A 16,539-nucleotide genomic window follows, 5' to 3' on the forward strand; every position below is an offset into this window, starting at 1 on the left:
CCCGCCCACCCCGGCTGTCCTGTCCGACGCCGGAATGTCGGACCCCCGTGATTCCATCGGGGGGTGGCACAGCGGGGGGATGAGAGCGGTCCGGTCTACCGGCTGCTCGCCGGGGAGCCGCCGCGCACCACGGTGCCGGTGCTCGACCCGACGCAGCAGGCCGTCGTCGACCACCCGGCGGGGCCGCTGCTGGTGCTCGCCGGACCGGGAACCGGGAAGACGACGACGATCGTCGAGGCCGTCGCCTCGCGGATCGACGCCGGCATCGACCCCGAGCAGATGCTCGTCCTGACGTTCAGCCGCAAGGCCGCCGCGGAGCTGCGCACCCGCATCACCTCCCGCGTCGCGCGCACCATCCGGGAGCCGCTGGCCCGCACCTTCCACTCCTACGCCTACGGGGTGCTGCGCCGTGCCGCCGTGCTGCGCGGCGACCCGCCGCCCCGGCTGCTCACCTCGGCCGAGCAGGACGCCGTCGTCGCCGAGCTGCTGCGGGGCGACGCGGAGGGCCTGGGAACCGTGCGCTGGCCCGAGGACCTGGCGCCGGCGCTGGGCACGGAGGGCTTCCGCGCCGAGCTGCGCGACCTGCTGCTCCGGGCCACCGAGCGGGGCGTCGACTCCGCGCAGCTGGCCGCCTGGGGCCGGGAGAGCGGCAACGAGCACTGGGTGCACGCCGCGGCGTTCCAGCAGCAGTACGAGAACGTCAGCGACTTCTGGGTGGCCTCCCGCGGTGACGCCTCCGGCTACGACCCCGCGGAGCTCGTGCGCCAGGCGATCCTCGAGCTGAGCGAGGACCCCGAGCTGCTCCGCCAGGAGCGGGAACGGGCCCGCTGGCTGTTCGTCGACGAGTACCAGGACACCGACCCCGCGCAGGTGGAGCTGCTGGAGCTGCTCGCCGGCGGGGGCGGCAACCTGGTCGCCGTCGGCGACCCCGATCAGTCGATCTACGCCTTCCGCGGGGCCGAGCCCCGGGGCATCGTCGACTTCCCCGAGCGCTTCCGGCACACCGACGGCCGGCCCGCGCGCCGGGTCTCCCTCGGGGTGTGCCGGCGATCGGGCGAGGAGCTGCTGCGGATCAGCCGGCAGGTGGCCGAGGGACTCCCCGGGCCGTGGGAGCACCGGCGTCTCGCCGCCGGGGAGGGCACGCCGCCGGGGCAGGCCGAGGTGCACGTGTTCGGCTCGGCCGCGGTCGAGGCGGCCTACGTCGCCGACGTGCTGCGCCGGGCCCACCTGCTCGACGGCATCCCCTGGTCGGAGATGGCTGTGGTGGTGCGCACCGGCTCGGTGCTCGGGCCGTTCCGACGGGCCCTGGCGTCGGCCGGGGTACCGGTCACCGTCTCCACCGACGACCTGCCGCTGGCCGCGCAGCCCGCCGTCGCCCCCTTCCTGCGGTCGCTGTCCGCGCTGCTCCCCGGCGCGAGCGGCGAGCCTGCCGGGCTCGACGAGCCGGGCGCGGAGGCGCTGCTGGCCTCCGCCCTCGGTGGGGCCACGGTGCTCGACCTCCGCCGGCTCCGCCGCGCGGTACGGGTCGCCCTGGCGAAACAGGGTGTGGACGCCGCGGAGCGCGGTGCGCCGCTGGCCGACGCGTTGACCGATGCCGCCCTTCTGGAGGCGCTGCCCGAGCACGTCGCGCGCCCCGCCGCACGGGTGGCCGCGGTCCTGGACGCCGGCCGGCTCGCCCTGGCGCAGGACGGCACTGCCGAGGACGTGCTCTGGGCCATGTGGCAGCGCAGCGGCCTGGCTTCGCGCTGGGCCAGGGCCAGCGCCGCGGGAGGGACGTCCGGCGCGGTGGCCGACCGCGACCTCGACGCCGTCGTCGCCCTCTTCGACGCCGCCGCGGGCTTCGTCGACCGGCTCCCGTCGGCCGACGTCCGCGCCTTCGTCGACCACCTCTCCGCGCAGGAGCTGCCCGGGGACACGGGCGCCGCCCGCGCCGTGACCGGCGAGACGGTCCGGCTGCTCACCGCGCACGCCTCCAAGGGTCTGGAGTGGGAGCTGGTCTGCGTCTCCGGCGTGCAGGAGGGCGTGTGGCCCGACCTGCGCGAGCGGACGTCGCTGCTGGGCGCCGAGGTGCTCGTGGAGAAGGCGGCCGGCATCGACGGCGCCCGGACCGACCGCCGCACCCTCGCGCTGGCCGAGGAGCGCCGGCTGTTCTACGTCGCCTGCACCCGGGCCCGGCGCCGGCTGGTGGCCACCGCGGTGGAGGGAGCCCTCGACGGCGCGGACGCCGGCGCGACGGCGTCCCGGTTCCTCGACCTGGTGTCCCCGCCGCCGCCCGACGGGCGGCCGCTCACCGAGCTGCCGCGCGCGCTGACCCTGCCGGCGCTGGTCGCCGAGCTGCGCCGGGCGCTGACCGATCCGCACACCCCGGCCGCCCGCCGGTCGGCTGCCGCCTCGGTGCTGCGCCGCCTCGCCGACCAGGGCGTGCCGGGCGCCGCTCCGGCCCGCTGGTGGGGGCTGGCCCCGCTGTCCGACGACGCGCCGCTGGTGCCGGAGGAGGAGCCGGTCCGGGTCCGGCCGTCGGCCATCGAGACGTTCCAGCGCTGCCCCCTGCGCTGGGTGCTGGGGGCGGTCGGCGCCGAGGCGTCCCCCGATGCCACCCGCACGGTGGGCACCGCGGTGCACGAGGTCGCCCAGCAGGTGGCCGAGGGGCTCCCGGCGACCGGCGCCCGCGCGGTGCTCGACGCCGAGCTCGACCAGCTGGACCTCGGGCCCGGGTGGGCCGACCAGCGGCAGCGCACGCAGGCCCAGGAGATGCTCGAGCGCTTCCTCCGGTGGCACGCCGCCAACGGCCGGGAGCTGATCGCGGCCGAGGGCGACGTCGACGTCGTCGTCGGGCGCGCGCGCATCCGCGGCCAGGTCGACCGCCTGGAGCGCGACTCCGAGGGCCGGCTGGTCGTCGTCGACCTGAAGACCGGGAAGACCGCGGCCAAGAACACCGAGGAGCACGGTCAGCTGGCGGCCTACCAGGTGGCGATCGCCGCCGGCGGGTTCGCCGAGCACGGCACGATTCCCGGCGGCGCAGCTCTGCTGCAGGTCGGCACCGGCGCCAAGGCCAAGGAGCAGCACCAGGAGCCGTTGCCCGCCGGTGTGCCGGTGGGCGAGACCTGGGCCGGGCAGCTGGTCGCCGAGGTGGGCGAGGGAATGGGAGCCGGCACCTTCGAGGTGCGCACCGGCACGCACTGCTCCCGGTGCCCGGCGCGGCGCAGCTGTCCGCTGCAGGAGCCCGGCCGGCAGGTGACCGGATGAGCCGCCACGAGGACGGACAACTGTCCTTCGACGACCTGCTGGCCGAGGCGTCCGCGCCGGAGCCGGCCGTCCGCCGGATGCTCACCCCCGCCGAGGTCGCGGAGCGCTGCGGCCTGGCCTACGCGCCCTCGGACGAGCAGGCAGGTGTCGTTCGCGCCCCCGCGGACCGGCCGCTGGTCGTCGTCGCCGGTGCAGGGTCGGGCAAGACCGAGACGATGGCCGCGCGGGTGTCCTACCTGGTGGCGAACCGGATCGTCGAGCCCGAGGCGATCCTCGGCCTGACCTTCACCCGCAAGGCGGCCAGCGAGCTCAACGAGCGCATCCGGCTGCGGCTGGGGGCGCTGGCCCGCCACCCCGACACCGAGGACGACCTCCGCGAGCGGCTGGCGATCGCCCAGCCCACCGTGTCGACCTACCACGGCTACGCGGCCGCGCTGGTCGCCGAGCACGGTCTGCGGATCGGCGTGGAGCCCGGCGCCGGCGTGCTCGGTCCGGCCATGTGCTGGGGGCAGGCGGCGACAGTGGTGTCCGCCTGGACCGGCGACATGTCCGACGTGCCGCTCACCCTGCTGACGACCGTGGAGGACGTCCTCGCGCTGGCCGCGGAGATGGGCGAGCACGACGTGACCCCTGCCGCGCTGCGGAACTGGACGGCGCGACTCGAGGCCCAGATCGCCGGCTACCCGGACGCACCGAAGAAGAAGGGCCCCTACGCCGCGGTCACCGACATGCTCGCCCGGCAGAAGGCGCGGGTGGCGCTGCTGCCCCTGGTCGAGGGCTTCGAGGCACGCAAGCGGTCGCTCGGGTCCATCGACTACGCCGACCAGGTCGCCTACGCCGCTCGGATCGCTGTCGCCTCACCGGAGGTCGGCCGTCGGGAGCGGGCGCGGTGGAAGGTCGTCCTGCTCGACGAGTACCAGGACACCAGCGTCGGCCAGCTGCGCATGCTCGAGGCGCTGTTCGGCGGGAGCAGCGGACACCCGGTGCTGGCCGTGGGCGACCCCCGGCAGTCCATCTACGGCTGGCGCGGAGCCTCGGCCGGGACCATCGAGCGGTTCGCCCGAACGTTCCCCGGCCTGCCGGGCCGGCCGGCCGAACGGCTCACCCTCGCGACCAGCTGGCGCAACGACGAGGCGGTGCTGGCGGTGGCCAACGCCGTCTCGGCGATGCTCCCCGAGCCGGCCTCGCCGTTGCCCGACCTCGCCCCGGCGCCGACCGCCGGTGGCGGCTCGGTCACCGTCGGGCTGTACGAGACCGTCGCCGACGAGACCGCCGCGCTGGCCGACCGGCTGGCCGCCTGCTGGAACGGCACGGACGCCGTCGTGCAGCCGCGTGCCGACGGCCGTCCGCCGTCGATGGCGGTCCTCGTGCGCACCCGCAAGCAGCTGCCCGGCATCGCGGCGGCGCTGCGGGAGCGCGGCCTGCCGGTCGAGGTCGTCGGCCTCGGTGGGCTGCTGGAGGTGCCTGAGGTCTCCGACGTCGTCGCCACCCTCACCGTCCTGGTCGACCCGACGGCCGGGGACGCCATGGGCCGGCTGCTGACCGGTGCCCGGTGGCGGATCGGACCGCGCGACCTCGCCGCACTCGAGGCCCGCGCCCGCGCCCTGGTGCGCTCCCGCCGTCCCGCCCGGTCGGGCGACGGCGAGGAGGCCGCCGCCGCTGCCGCCGAGCCGCCGCAGGAGCGCGGCAGCATCGTCGAGGCGCTCGACGACCTCGGCGACGCGGAGCAGTACTCGCCGACCGGCTACCGCCGGATGCGCCACCTGGCCGCGGAGCTGGCCTCCCTGCGCGGTCGGATCGGGGAGTCGCTGCCCGACCTCGTCGACGAGGTCGCCCGGACCCTGGGTCTGGAGACCGAGCTGGCCAGTGCGCCCGGCGTCAGCCCCGCCGGCGCCCGCGCGCACCTCGACGCGCTGCACGGGGTGGCCGCCGAGTTCACCGAACTCGCCGAGCTGCCGTCACTGCCGGCGTTTCTGGGGTACCTCCGCGACGCCGAGCAGCGCGAGCGGGGTCTCGAGCCGGGGGAGGTGGCGGTGAACCCGGAGGCGGTCCAGCTGCTCACCGGCCACTCGGCCAAGGGCCTGGAGTGGGACGTCGTCGCCGTGCCCGGCATGACCACCGACCAGTTCCCCGCGCGCAGCAACGCCAGCGACTCCTGGATCAAGGACCCCGGCGCGGTCCCGGTCGAGCTGCGGCTCACCGACCGGGAGGAGCTGCCACGCCTGAAGCTGCCGGTGCCCGGTTCCGGGGACCAGGCGGTGGTCCGCGATGCGCTGGAGCAGTACGTCCAGGACTGGAAGGACTTCGGCCGCGACGAGGAGATCCGGCTCGGCTACGTCGCGGTCACCCGCGCCAAGCGGCTGCTGCTGTGCTCGGGCAGCTGGTGGCGCGACGGCGTCAAGCCGTGCGGGCCGTCGTCCCTGCTGAACACGGTCAAGGACGCGTGCGACGCCGGCGCGGGCACCGTCGTGCAGTGGTCACCGGCGCCGGAGGAGGGTGCGACGAACCCGGCGCTGGAGGAGTGGGCGGTCGGCGTCTGGCCGGTCGACCCGCTCTCCGAGCCGCGCCGACGGGCGCTGACCGCGGCCGCCCAGCTGGTCGAGGGCGCTGCGCCGCACCCGCTGGACCCGGAGCGCAGCCTCGGGGGCGAGGACGACCTCGTCGACCAGTGGGTGCGTGACGCCGATCTCCTGCTGCGGGAGCGGGCCCGCCACGCGAGCCCGACCGTCGACGTGCCGCTGCCCTCGCACCTGTCGGTGTCGGCGCTGGTCACCTTGCGCCGGAACCCCGCCGAGCTGGCCCGCCGCCTGCGCCGACCGATGCCGGCCGCGCCCGCGCCGCAGGCCCGCCGGGGCACCGCGTTCCACGCGTGGCTGGAGGAGCGGTTCGGGGCCGCGCGGCTGGTGGACCTCGACGAGCTGCCCGGCTCCGGCGATGAGCTGGCTGCGCCCGACGACGCGCTCGCCGAGCTCCGCGAGGCGTTCCTGGCCAGCGAGTGGGCCGACCGCCAGCCGGTCGAGGTGGAGGTGCCGTTCGAGACGCCGCTGGGACCGCTCATCCTGCGCGGACGGATCGACGCGGTCTTCCAACGGGAGGACGGCGGCTTCGAGGTCATCGACTGGAAGACCGGGCCGCCGCCGTCGGGTGGGGAGCTGGCCGCCGCCGGGGTGCAGCTGGCCGCCTACCGGCTGGGCTGGTCGCGGTTGACCGGCGTGCCGGTGGAACAGGTCAGGGCCGGCTTCCACCACGTGGCGGCCAAGGAGACGATCCGCCCGGTCGACCTGCTCGACGAGGCCGGCCTGCTCGCGCTCGTCATCGGGGACTGACCGCGGCAGCGAGAGCGGGGAGTGCTTCCGGGCGTGGACCAGAGCGCGACGTCCCCGCGCTCGGTACCCGCTGCGGCTCAGCTCGAGGCGACGCGGTCCAGGATCGCGGCGGCCAGCTGCTCCGGAGCCTGCTCGGGGATCCAGTGCGTGATTCCCGGCAGCTCCACGAAGCGGTAGTCGCCGGTCACGAACTCCTCGCACGCCTGCGCCGCCGTCCGCCCGATGGCGGCGTCCTCGTCGCTCCACACGTATGTCGTCGGCACACCGACCTTGTCCACCCGGATGTCCGAGCTCATCGCGCGGTACCAGTTCAGGGCCGCGGTGAGCGCCCCCGGGGCGGACAGCACCGCCACGTACTCGTCGGCCGCCTCGGGGGAGACCCCGGTCTCGCCCGACGTGCCCAGCAGCATGCGGCGCAGCCGCCGCGCGCCGTCCTCCAGCAGCACCTCCTCGGCCTTGCCCTGCTGCCAGAACAGCCGGATGTAGGCCGAGCGCTCCTTCTGCTCGGGGTCGACCCGGAAGGCGGCGGTGTAGGCGGCCGGGTGGGGCACCGACACCGCGGTCAGCGAGCGCACCCGGTCGGAGTGCCAGGCGGCCAGGGTCCAGGCCACGTTCGCGCCCCAGTCGTGTCCCACGACGTCGGCGACCGGGATCGTCAGCGCCGTCATCAGGTCGGCCGTGACCTGCGCGAGGTTCTGCATCGCATAGGCGTCCACGTCGGCCGGCCGCGCGCCGGGGGAGTAGCCCAGCTGGTCCGGGGCGTAGGTCCGCAGCCCCGCCTGGGTCAGCAGCGGCGTCACCGCCGCCCACGACGCCGAGGTCTGCGGGAACCCGTGCAGCAGGAGCACCGGCCGACCGTCCTCGGGACCGTCGACGCGCACGTCGAAGGTCAGGTCGCCGACGTCGGTGCGCAGCAGCTCTCCGGGCATGGGAGCGACGCTAGTGGGCGGCGGCGGACGGCGCCCGAGCCGCCCGGTCGGCTCGTGGAGGCGCCGGTTCCTCGACCTGGCTCAGCCCAGCGACACCGCGTACTCGTGCACGCGGCGACCCTCGGGGGAGAGGTGCAGGGCGTGCGGCGTCATGCCGATCCTCCGCGCGACGGCCACCGATGCGTCGTTGCCGTCCTGGATCATCGAGACCAGACGCGGCACCGAGAGCTTCCGCGCCCGCTCGACCGCCATCCCGGCCGCCACGGTGGCGATGCCCCGCCCCCAGAACCGCCGTCCCAGCCGCCAGCCGAGCTCCAGCTCGCTCTCTGGACCCCAGGGCCGGCTCCAGGGCAGCAGACCGGTGAACCCGGCGACCTCGCCGTCGGCCACGACCGTGAACAGGCACAGGCCGGTCGACGCCGCGAGCGACTGCTGCCGACCCACCAGCTCGACGTAGGCGGCACGGTCGCGCACCTCTCCGGTGCCGATGAACCGCATGACCTCGGGATCGTCGAACAGCGCGTGCCAGACGGCCGCGTCGTCGTCGACCGGCACGCGGAGCAGCAGGTCGGGCACGGTGCCGACGCTAACCGCCGCGGCCGCGCCACTACCGTCAGCAGCCGTGACCAGCAGCCCTGAGCGCGAGTTCGTGTCCGCCCACCTCGACGACCTGCACGCCGACCTCGACGCCTGGCTGCGGATCCCGTCGATCTCCGCGGACCCCGCGCGCACCGACGACGTCGCCGCGAGCGCGGCCTGGCTGGCCGAGGCCCTCACCCGCACCGGTTTCCCGACGGTGGAGATCTGGCCGACCGCCGGCGCCCCCGCCGTCTTCGCCGAGTGGCCGTCCGCCGATGCCGACGCACCGGTCGCGCTCGTCTACGGCCACCACGACGTGCAGCCGGTGGACCCGCCGGAGCTGTGGGTGCACCCGCCGTTCGAGCCCACCCGCGTGGACGGTCCCGACGGGCCGGAACTGCACGCCCGCGGCGCGATCGACGACAAGGGCAACGTCGCCTTCCACCTACTCGGCATCCGGGCGCACCTCGCCGCCACCGGCCGGGACACCCCCGCCGTCACGGTGAAGCTGTTGATCGAGGGCGAGGAGGAGTCCGGGTCCCCCCACTTCGAGGCGCTGCTCGCGGAGAAGCGCGACCGGCTGGCCTGCGACGTCGTCGTCGTCAGCGACACCGGCATGGCCGCACCGGACGTGCCCAGCGCCGTGACCGCGATGCGCGGCCTGGCCGACGCCGAGATCACCCTGCGCGGCCCGGCGGTCGACCTGCACTCCGGCTCCTTCGGGGGTGCGGTGCCCAATCCGCTGCACGCCCTGGCCGAGCTCATCGCGAAGCTGCACGACGACTCGGGGCGCGTGACGATCCCCGGCTTCTACGACGCCGTCCGGCCGCTGTCGGACCGTGAGCGGGAGCTGATGAGTCGCGTGCCCTTCGACGAGCAGGCCTGGCTCGCCGGCCCGGCCGCCTCGCGGGCCACCTACGGCGAGGCCGGTTTCAGCACGCTGGAGCGCACCGGGGCCCGGCCGACCGCCGAGGTCAACGGCATGTGGGGCGGCTACACCGGCCCCGGGCACAAGACGATCATCCCCGCCGAGGCGCACGCGAAGGTCACCTTCCGGCTGGTCTCCGACCAGCGACCGGAGGACGTCGGACCGCTGCTGCGGGCCTGGGTCGCGGCCAACGTCCCGGACGGCATCGAGGCCGAGGTGCACACGCCGCCCGGTGGCGTCGCGCCGTGCGCCAGCGACCTGGACTCCCCGCACATGGACGCGCTGCTGGCCGCCATCGGGCAGGCGTTCGACACCGACCCCGCCGACGTCCTGTTCACCCGCGAGGGCGGCAGCGGACCGGAGGCGGCCATCGTCGAGGCCCTCGGTGCCCCGCTGCTGTTCCTCGGCGCCGGGTTGCCGACCGACCGCATCCACTCGCCGAACGAGCGGGTGCTGCTGCCGATGCTGTACCGCGGCGCGGAGGCCGCAGCGCACCTGTGGCGCGAGCTGGCGGCCCGCCGGGCGGGCTGACCCAGGGCGACCGCCGCGCCGTCGCACCCGATGAGTTCTCCGCCGCGTCGGGGTCCACCACCCGACGATCGATCGACCCCTCGGGAGCACGGCATGGGCCTCATCCACATCGAGCTGTTCGCCACCCTGGACCTGGTCGCGTAGGCGCCCGGCGGGCCGGACGAGGATCCGGCGGGGTACCCGTTCGGCGGCTGGCAGGCGCCGTTGATGGACGAGGTCTCCTCGGCGCAGATCGGCGCCGCGTACGAGGGCACGGACGCCCTCCTGCTGGGCCGGCGGACGTACGACATCTTCGCCGCCTACTGGCCGCACCAGCAGGGCGGCGAGGACGGCGACATCGCCACGCTCGTCAACAGCGTGCCGAAGTACGTGGCATCGAGGGGCACGCCGGACCTCTCGTGGGCCGGGTCGACGCGGCTGGGCCCGGACCTCGTCAGCGCGGTCCGCGAGATCCGGGACCGGCACGAGATCGTCAAGGTCGTCGGAAGTCTGGACCTGGTGCAGACCTTCCTTCGCGAGAAGCTGTTCGACCGCCTGGATCTGTGGGTGCACCCGGTCGTGCTCGGCGTCGGCAAGAAGGTGTTCGACGGCGGCGCGGTGCCCACGAACGTGAGGCTCCTCGAACCGCCCGCCGCCGGGCCGAAGGGCACCGTGCACCTGCGCTACGGGCTGGCCGAGGGCACGCCCGGCACGGGGGACATGAGCGCCCGCGACCGCGGGGTCGGGCGCGGCTCGTGAGGCGACCGGCTAGCGGAGTGTGCCGACGACGACGGTCGCGCCCCGCTCGTCGTCGACCTCCAGCCGGGAGCCCAGCCCCGCGGCGGTGACCAGCTCGAGCGCGGCGGCCGTCTGAGACTCGCCGCACTCGAACAGCAGCGATCCGCCGGGGGCGAGCCAGGCACGGCTGTCGGCGGCCACCCGGCGAGCCAGCTCCAGCCCGTCCGGGCCGCCGTCCAGGGCGCTCCGCGGCTCGTGGTCGCGCGCCTCCGGTGGCATCAGCGCGATGGCGTCGCTCGGCACGTAGGGCACGTTGGCGGCCAGGACGTCGATGCGCCCGCGGAGCGGCGCCGGGAGAGCTGCGACCAGATCCCCCTCGTGCACCGGTACGCCCGGGAGATTGCGGCGGGCACAGGCCACGGCCGCCGGGTCGACGTCCGCCGCGTGCAGCTCGATGCCCGGCACCGCGTGCGCGATCGCGGCGCCCACCGCACCGGATCCGCAGCACAGGTCGACGACGACGGCGCCGGGCCGGGCGAGCCGGACCGCCTCCGCGACCAGCGCCTCGGTGCGGCGGCGCGGCACGAAGACGCCCGGCGCGACGGCGATCCGCAGACCGCAGAACTCCGCCCAGCCCAGCAGCACCTCCAGCGGTGTTCCCGCCACCCGCCGCTCGACGAGCGCGTCGAGTTCCCGGTGGTCCGCTGCCGCGGCGGTGAGCAGTTGCGCCTCGTCCTCGGCGTAGACGCATCCGGCGGCGCGGAGCCGGCGGACGATCTCGACCTCGGGGGACTCGGACTGCACAGGGCCTCCGGACACGGTGGGAGGTGCGGGCGACGACCTAGGCTGGCGGGGTGACCGGAGCCGGGCAGACCCCTCCACCGGGCTGGTACCCCGATCCCGGCGGCGAGGCCGGCATGGTCCGCTGGTGGAACGGCGTGGCCTGGTCCGACGTCATGATGCCGTCCGGGCCGGGCGTCGCCGTGCGTAGCGTCCCCGGAGCCGCTGCGCCCCGAGCTGCCGAGCCCGCACCGGTTCCGCCTCTCACGGCGCCCGACCGCTCCTCCGGGCCCTCGCGCGCGTGGACCGCGGCCGTGGCGATCGTGGTCGTGGTCGCCGCCGTCATCGGCACCGTGCTCGCGCTGCGGTCCGGGGACGACACCGATCGGACCGCCACCCCGCCGTCCACCGGAGCGGATCCCGCGCCGCCGCCGGCGGCCGGACCGACCTTCCCGCCCGGCACCGTGCGGATCATCGACCGGGCCGCGGGGATCTCCTACCCCTACCTGGGGGAGGGGTGGTCGGAGTTCACCCTCGGCTGGATGCTCGAGACGACGGAGACGACCGGGCAGTACTTCACCACGCAGGACGACACCCCGGACGGCGGCGTCTTCATCTCCCAGTGCACCTCCGGGCCGGTGTCCCCCGAGTACGCCGGAGCGGGCGGCGACCTGCAGGCGACGGTGACGCGGCTGGCCACGAGCGTGCGGGGCAACTACTACCCGGGGCCGAACGAGATGGAGGTGCTGCGCGACGAGGCTCGCACCGTGGACGGTCGTGCGGCGCACCTCTACGAGTTCGAGCTGAGCTGGGACGTCGAGGGCTACGACGCCACGGGTGAGCGTGCCGCACTGCTGCTCATCGACGTCGGGAAGCCCGAACCCGCACTGCTCTACGTCTCCATCCCGAACACCCACGCCGAGCTCTACGGCGTCATCAACCGCGTGATCGACGCCGTCGACGTGCTGTGACGCCCGGGATGATCAGGAGACCTGATCGTTCCGGGTCCTGGCTCACCGTCGACCGTGAGGCAGGACCCCACAGGGTGAGCCAGGACGCGACCGGACGGCGTGGGCTCATCGTCCGCGGTTAGTGTCGGACGTGTGACTGCGGCTGGTACGGAACTGACCCTGCGGCACCCGATCGAACGGTTCACGCTGGACAACGGGTTGCGGGTCGTCCTCGCCCCCGACCGCAGCGTGCCGGTGGTGGCGGTGAGCGTCTACTACGACGTCGGGATGCGCAACGAACCCGAGGGGCGGACCGGCTTCGCCCACCTCTTCGAGCACATGATGTTCCAGGGGTCGGCGAACGTCGCCAAGATGGAGCACGCCCGCCTCGTCCAGGCCGCGGGCGGCACCTTCAACGGGTCGACCCACCAGGACTACACGAACTATTTCGAGGCGCTGCCCGCCGAGGCGCTGGAGCGCGCCCTGTTCCTCGAGGCCGACCGCATGGCGGCCCCGGCCATCACCCCCGAGAACCTCCGCAACCAGATCGACGTGGTCAAGGAGGAGATCCGGGTCAACGTGCTCAACCGCCCGTACGGCGCCTTCCCCTGGCTGCAGCTGCCGCAGGTCGCGTTCGAGACCTTCGCCAACACCCACGACGGCTACGGTTCGTTCGTCGACCTCGAGTCCTCCACCGTCGACGACGCCATGGACTTCTTCCACCGCTACTACGCGCCGGGCAATGCCGTGCTGTGCATCGGCGGGGACCTCGACGTCGCCGGGACCGAGGAGCTCGTGCGCCGCTGGTTCGGCCCGGTGCCCGCGCGCGACGTCCCCCCGCTGCCCCCGACGGGGGAGCCGTCGCCGACCACCGTGCGCTCGGCCGTGGTCGAGGACGCGCTGGCCACCGCCCCCGCGCTGGCGCTGGGCTGGCGGGTGCCCGACCCCGTCGGTGACTTCGAGACCTACCTGGGCACCGTGCTCCTCGCCGAGGTCCTCAGCGAGGGCGACGCCTCCCGGCTGGAGCGGCGGCTGATCCACGGCGACCGGACCGCCATCGCCCAGAGCAGCTATGTCGGCCTCTTCGGCGACCCGTTCGACGTCCGCGACGCCACGCTGCTGACCACCCAGGTGCACCACCCGGCGGGCGTTCCCGCCGAGCGCGTCACCGCCGCGGTGCACGAGGAGATCGACCGCATTGCGCAGGACGGCGTCGATGCCGACGAGCTGCGCCGGGTGCAGGCCCGGGCGGAGGCGCAGCTGCTCCAGCAGTCCGACTCGATCCTGGGCCGCACGCTGTCCTTCGCCGCGGCCGAGCTGATCCACGGCCGCGCCGAGCTGGCCGGCGAGCTGGCCGCGCGGCTCGCGGCCGTGAACCCCGAGGCGGTGCAGGTGGCGGCCCGGGGACTGGATCCCGACACCGTCGCCATGCTGGAGCTCCGCCCGGCGGGAGGACCCCGATGACCGACGTCCAGACCTCGTTGATCCCGCCGCTCGGTGAGCCGCGGCCGCAGCCGGTTCCGGTGGCCGAGGAGACGACGCTCCCCAACGGGCTGCGCGTCGTCGTCGTCCCGCGCCCCGGTGTGCCGCTGATCGAGCTGCGCCTGCGGGTGCCGTTCGCCGCGGCGAGCCCGCGCAACGCCGGGGTGCATGCCGCCCGCGGCGCCGTCCTCTCCGGTGCGGTGCTCCTGGGCACCCAGCAGCACGACCAGACCGAGATCGCCCAGCTCCTGCAGACCCACGGCGCCGAGCTCTCGGTGGCCACCGACGCCGACCGGCTGGTGTTCGGGACGACGCTGCTGCCGGGCGGCCTGGCGCCGGTCATGGGCGTGCTGGCCGAGCTCCTCACCGGCGCGAGCTACCCGGCCGGCCAGGTCGAGGGGGAACGGGACCGGCTGGCCGAGCGGATCGCCATCGCCCGCTCGCAGCCCGGGACCATCGCCCGCTCGGCGCTGGCCAGGCGTCGCTACGGGGCGCACCCGTACGCCATCGGCCTGCCCGACGCGGAGCTGGTCTCCGCGGTGCGCGCCCCGGCCCTGCGCCGACTGCACCGCGAGCGGGTCCTGCCCGCGGGGAGCATCCTCGTGCTGGTCGGGGACCTCGACCCGCGGTCGGCGACCGACACCGTCGCGACGGCTCTGGAGAGCTGGTCGGGCAGCGGCACCGCGGTCGAGGCACCCCCGGTCACCGAGCTGCGGCCCGGCGGCATCGAGCTGGTCGACCGGCCCGGTGCGGTGCAGTCCAACCTGCGCCTCGGTGGGCCGGCTCCGCGCCGTACGGACGAGGACCTCCCGGCGGCCCGGCTGGCCGCCATGATCTACGGCGGCTACTTCTCCTCCCGGCTGGTGGAGAACATCCGCGAGCGCAAGGGCTACAGCTACAGCCCCCGCAGCACCATCGACCACCAGCGAGCGGCGTCGTCCTTCCTCGTCGAGGCCGACGTCGCCACCGAGGTCACCGGCCCGGCGCTCCTGGAGACCCTGTACGAGCTGGGTCGGATCGCCCTCACTCCGGTCACCGAGGCGGAGCTGGATGCGGCCCGCCGCTACGTGCTCGGCAGCATGGCGCTGTCGACGGCCACCCACGCGGGCCTGGCCAGCACCATCTCGGCCCTGCTGGGTGCCGGCATGCCCGCGGACTGGCTGCGCACCCACCAGGAGGCGCTCGCCGCCGTCACGGTGGACCAGGTGCAGGCGGCGGCCGCGAGATATCTGGCTCCGGGGGCGCTCACGGCGGTCGTGGTCGGCGACGCGAGCCGCGTGGCCGATGAGCTGTGCGCGCTCGCGCCGGTCACCGTCACCGGGGGCGGCGAGAGGGCATGACCGCCGACGGGCGGCCGCTGCTGTCGCGGGCCGTGCACGACCGGGCGCACCTCGCGCGGCTGCTGCCGGACCCGACGGGCGGCCGACCGGTCCGGGTGCTGACCGTCGACGCACAGCGGACCGTGCCGGTCCAGCAGGGCGCGTCGGGACCCGAGCTGATGTGGGACGAACGCCCCGAGCTGCCCGTCGGCGGCATCTTCCTCGGGGAGGCCGACGGCGTCCCCTACGCCGCGGTGCGCGGCGAGCGGTCGCCCACGGTGAGCGGCCGCCCGGTGGACCGCTGGGCGGGTCTGCGCGACCTCGGCGCGGAGCTGGGCGACCTGGACGCCGGACTGCTCGCCGAGGCCATCGGCATCCTCGAGTGGCACGAACGGCACCGGTTCAGCCCGTTGACCGGTGCCGCCACGACCGTCGAGCGGGCCGGATGGACCCAGCGCGACCCGACCACCGGCGCCGAGTTCTTCCCCCGCACCGACCCGGCGGTGATCATGCTCGTGCACGACGGCGCCGATCGTGTCGTGCTGGGCCGGCAGGCGGCATGGCCACCCGGACGCTTCTCGATCCTGGCCGGCTTCGTCGAACCGGGGGAGTCGGCGGAGGCCGCCGTCGCGCGCGAGGTCGAGGAGGAGGTCGGGCTGCGGGTCACCGACATCCGCTACGTGGCCAGCCAGCCGTGGCCGTTCCCCCAGTCGCTGATGCTCGGCTTCACCGCGCGCGTCGAGGGGTCCCAGGACATCCGGGTGGACCCCACGGAGATCGAGGAGGCGCGGTGGTTCACCCGCGCCGAGCTGCGCACGCCGGACGGCCTGCTCGCGATCCCGCCGTCGATCTCCATCGCCCGTCACATCCTCGATCTCTGGATGAAGGACGGGCTTCCCCTCTCGCCTCGCTAGGAGAAGCGCACCGCTGCCCCCACCGCTCGCACGCTCGCGGCGCGCCCCCTGCAGCCGGGCCGCTCCAGCGCTCAGCCGGCGGACCAGCGGCCGCCGAGCACCAGAGCGGGCTTGTCGGGGTGGTCGGCGAGCACGACGGCGTCGGCCAGCGCGACCGGGTCGACCTCGTCGTCGTAGCGGTCGAACGCCGGCAGTGCCCACCGGTCCTCGGCCGCCGTGTGCCGCCGACGGGCCGACGGCGACATCCGCAGGTGCACGACGGCGTCCAGCGCCAGTCCCACGCCCTGCAGCAGCGCGCCGGCCACGAGCACGACCGCGCCCGGTGGTGCCGGCTGCCGGGGTGCGCGGGCGGCGCGATCGCGGTCGAGGTCCCACAGCACCGGCAGGTACTCGCCGCTGCCTCCGGGTCCCAGGGGGCCGAGCACCTCGCGGTTGAGCGCCCCGCCGTCCAGCCAGTCGGTGTAGCGGGCGTCGGGATCGGTCCGGCCGTGCTCCAGGCGCAGCGAAGCGGGACGGTAGAACCCCGTGGCGGGGACGACCACGGCGCCGTGACCGAGGGCGGGCAGGCGCTCCGCGACTGCCCGGGCCAGCTGCTCGGGGTGGGCGACCTCGGGTCCGTCGACGGCCACCCGCAGCGCGACGGCGCCCGGCTCGGGACGTGTCGCGGCCAGCAGGTCGGCCAGCCGGTCGGCGAGAGCGCCGGGGGAGAGCGGGACCGGCCGGGTCAGGACCGGCCGTCCGCGACGACGGCTGCCGCGGGCGCCGGTTGCAACCGCGGGTGGGGGGCGCTCCGGGGGGCCGTGGCCGAGGGAGCGGGGACGACGTCGAGAGCGGGGTC

At 75.3% G+C, this 16,539-nt stretch carries 12 protein-coding genes; 8 read left to right on the forward strand and 4 right to left on the reverse strand.

Going from position 1 to position 16,539, the window contains the following annotated elements; translation table 11 throughout:
- Positions 1–63 precede the first annotated feature (63 nt).
- Together C5508_RS09180 and C5508_RS09185 are read left to right on the forward strand one after the other, a co-directional pair.
- Positions 64–3,246: an ATP-dependent helicase gene (locus tag C5508_RS09180; protein ID WP_232797021.1), complete on the forward strand. Its 3,183-nt coding sequence runs from the start codon at positions 64–66 to the stop codon at positions 3,244–3,246.
- The gene (locus C5508_RS09185) at positions 3,243–6,572 is read left to right on the forward strand and encodes an ATP-dependent helicase (protein WP_104524641.1); all 3,330 of its coding nucleotides are present in this window, start codon (positions 3,243–3,245) and stop codon (positions 6,570–6,572) included. The genes C5508_RS09180 and C5508_RS09185 overlap by 4 nt, the downstream gene beginning before the upstream one ends.
- Before the next feature lie 77 nt (positions 6,573–6,649).
- Here C5508_RS09185 and C5508_RS09190 read toward each other — a convergent pair whose 3' ends face one another.
- Together C5508_RS09190 and C5508_RS09195 are read right to left on the reverse strand one after the other, a co-directional pair.
- Positions 6,650–7,501, reverse strand: coding sequence for an alpha/beta fold hydrolase (locus C5508_RS09190; RefSeq protein ID WP_104524642.1), 852 nt, complete (start codon positions 7,499–7,501; stop codon positions 6,650–6,652).
- An 81-nt stretch (positions 7,502–7,582) separates the two neighbouring features.
- Positions 7,583–8,077, reverse strand: coding sequence for a GNAT family N-acetyltransferase (locus C5508_RS09195; RefSeq protein WP_157944047.1), 495 nt, complete (start codon positions 8,075–8,077; stop codon positions 7,583–7,585).
- 46 nt (positions 8,078–8,123) lie between these two features.
- Between C5508_RS09195 and C5508_RS09200 the strand changes: the two genes are divergently transcribed.
- Both C5508_RS09200 and C5508_RS09205 read left to right on the forward strand, forming a co-directional pair.
- Positions 8,124–9,539, forward strand: a complete 1,416-nt coding sequence (locus C5508_RS09200; RefSeq protein ID WP_104524643.1) for a M20/M25/M40 family metallo-hydrolase — start codon at positions 8,124–8,126, stop codon at positions 9,537–9,539.
- A 207-nt stretch (positions 9,540–9,746) separates the two neighbouring features.
- Positions 9,747–10,277, forward strand: coding sequence for a dihydrofolate reductase family protein (locus C5508_RS09205; protein WP_198597986.1), 531 nt, complete (start codon positions 9,747–9,749; stop codon positions 10,275–10,277).
- Positions 10,278–10,286: 9 nt separating this feature from the next.
- Here C5508_RS09205 and C5508_RS09210 read toward each other — a convergent pair whose 3' ends face one another.
- Positions 10,287–11,060: a putative protein N(5)-glutamine methyltransferase gene (locus C5508_RS09210; RefSeq protein WP_104524644.1), complete on the reverse strand. Its 774-nt coding sequence runs from the start codon at positions 11,058–11,060 to the stop codon at positions 10,287–10,289.
- Positions 11,061–11,110: 50 nt separating this feature from the next.
- Here C5508_RS09210 and C5508_RS09215 point away from each other — a divergent pair, with 50 nt between their 5' ends.
- The 4 genes from C5508_RS09215 (at position 11,111) to nudC (ending at position 15,701) form a co-directional block, all read left to right on the forward strand.
- Entirely contained in the window at positions 11,111–12,007 is an 897-nt protein-coding gene (locus C5508_RS09215; RefSeq protein ID WP_104524645.1) for a DUF2510 domain-containing protein, read from the forward strand.
- A 132-nt stretch (positions 12,008–12,139) separates the two neighbouring features.
- Complete coding sequence (locus tag C5508_RS09220; protein ID WP_104524646.1) at positions 12,140–13,450, forward strand: M16 family metallopeptidase; 1,311 nt, start codon at positions 12,140–12,142, stop codon at positions 13,448–13,450.
- Complete coding sequence (locus C5508_RS09225) at positions 13,447–14,808, forward strand: M16 family metallopeptidase (RefSeq protein ID WP_104524647.1); 1,362 nt, start codon at positions 13,447–13,449, stop codon at positions 14,806–14,808. The genes C5508_RS09220 and C5508_RS09225 overlap by 4 nt, the downstream gene beginning before the upstream one ends.
- Entirely contained in the window at positions 14,805–15,701 is an 897-nt protein-coding gene (gene nudC, locus C5508_RS09230) for an NAD(+) diphosphatase (RefSeq protein WP_104524648.1), read from the forward strand. Before C5508_RS09225 ends, nudC begins: the two co-directional genes overlap by 4 nt.
- Positions 15,702–15,772: 71 nt before the next feature.
- Here nudC and C5508_RS09235 read toward each other — a convergent pair.
- Positions 15,773–16,539, reverse strand: a 767-nt coding sequence (locus tag C5508_RS09235) for a nucleoside/nucleotide kinase family protein (RefSeq protein WP_232797022.1), incomplete at its 5' end; no start/stop codon positions are given.

Origin of the sequence: Blastococcus atacamensis, from assembly GCF_002938425.1 — a bacterium.
Lineage (GTDB): Bacteria > Actinomycetota > Actinomycetes > Mycobacteriales > Geodermatophilaceae > Blastococcus > Blastococcus atacamensis.

Coding starts and splice junctions, on each gene's coding strand:
- C5508_RS09185 (WP_104524641.1), top strand. CDS start 3,243: ATGAGCCGCCACGAGGACGGACAACTGTCCTTCGACGACCTGCTGGCC.
- C5508_RS09190 (WP_104524642.1), bottom strand. CDS start 7,501: ATGCCCGGAGAGCTGCTGCGCACCGACGTCGGCGACCTGACCTTCGAC.
- C5508_RS09205 (WP_198597986.1), top strand. CDS start 9,747: ATGGACGAGGTCTCCTCGGCGCAGATCGGCGCCGCGTACGAGGGCACG.
- C5508_RS09225 (WP_104524647.1), top strand. CDS start 13,447: ATGACCGACGTCCAGACCTCGTTGATCCCGCCGCTCGGTGAGCCGCGG.
- nudC (WP_104524648.1), top strand. CDS start 14,805: ATGACCGCCGACGGGCGGCCGCTGCTGTCGCGGGCCGTGCACGACCGG.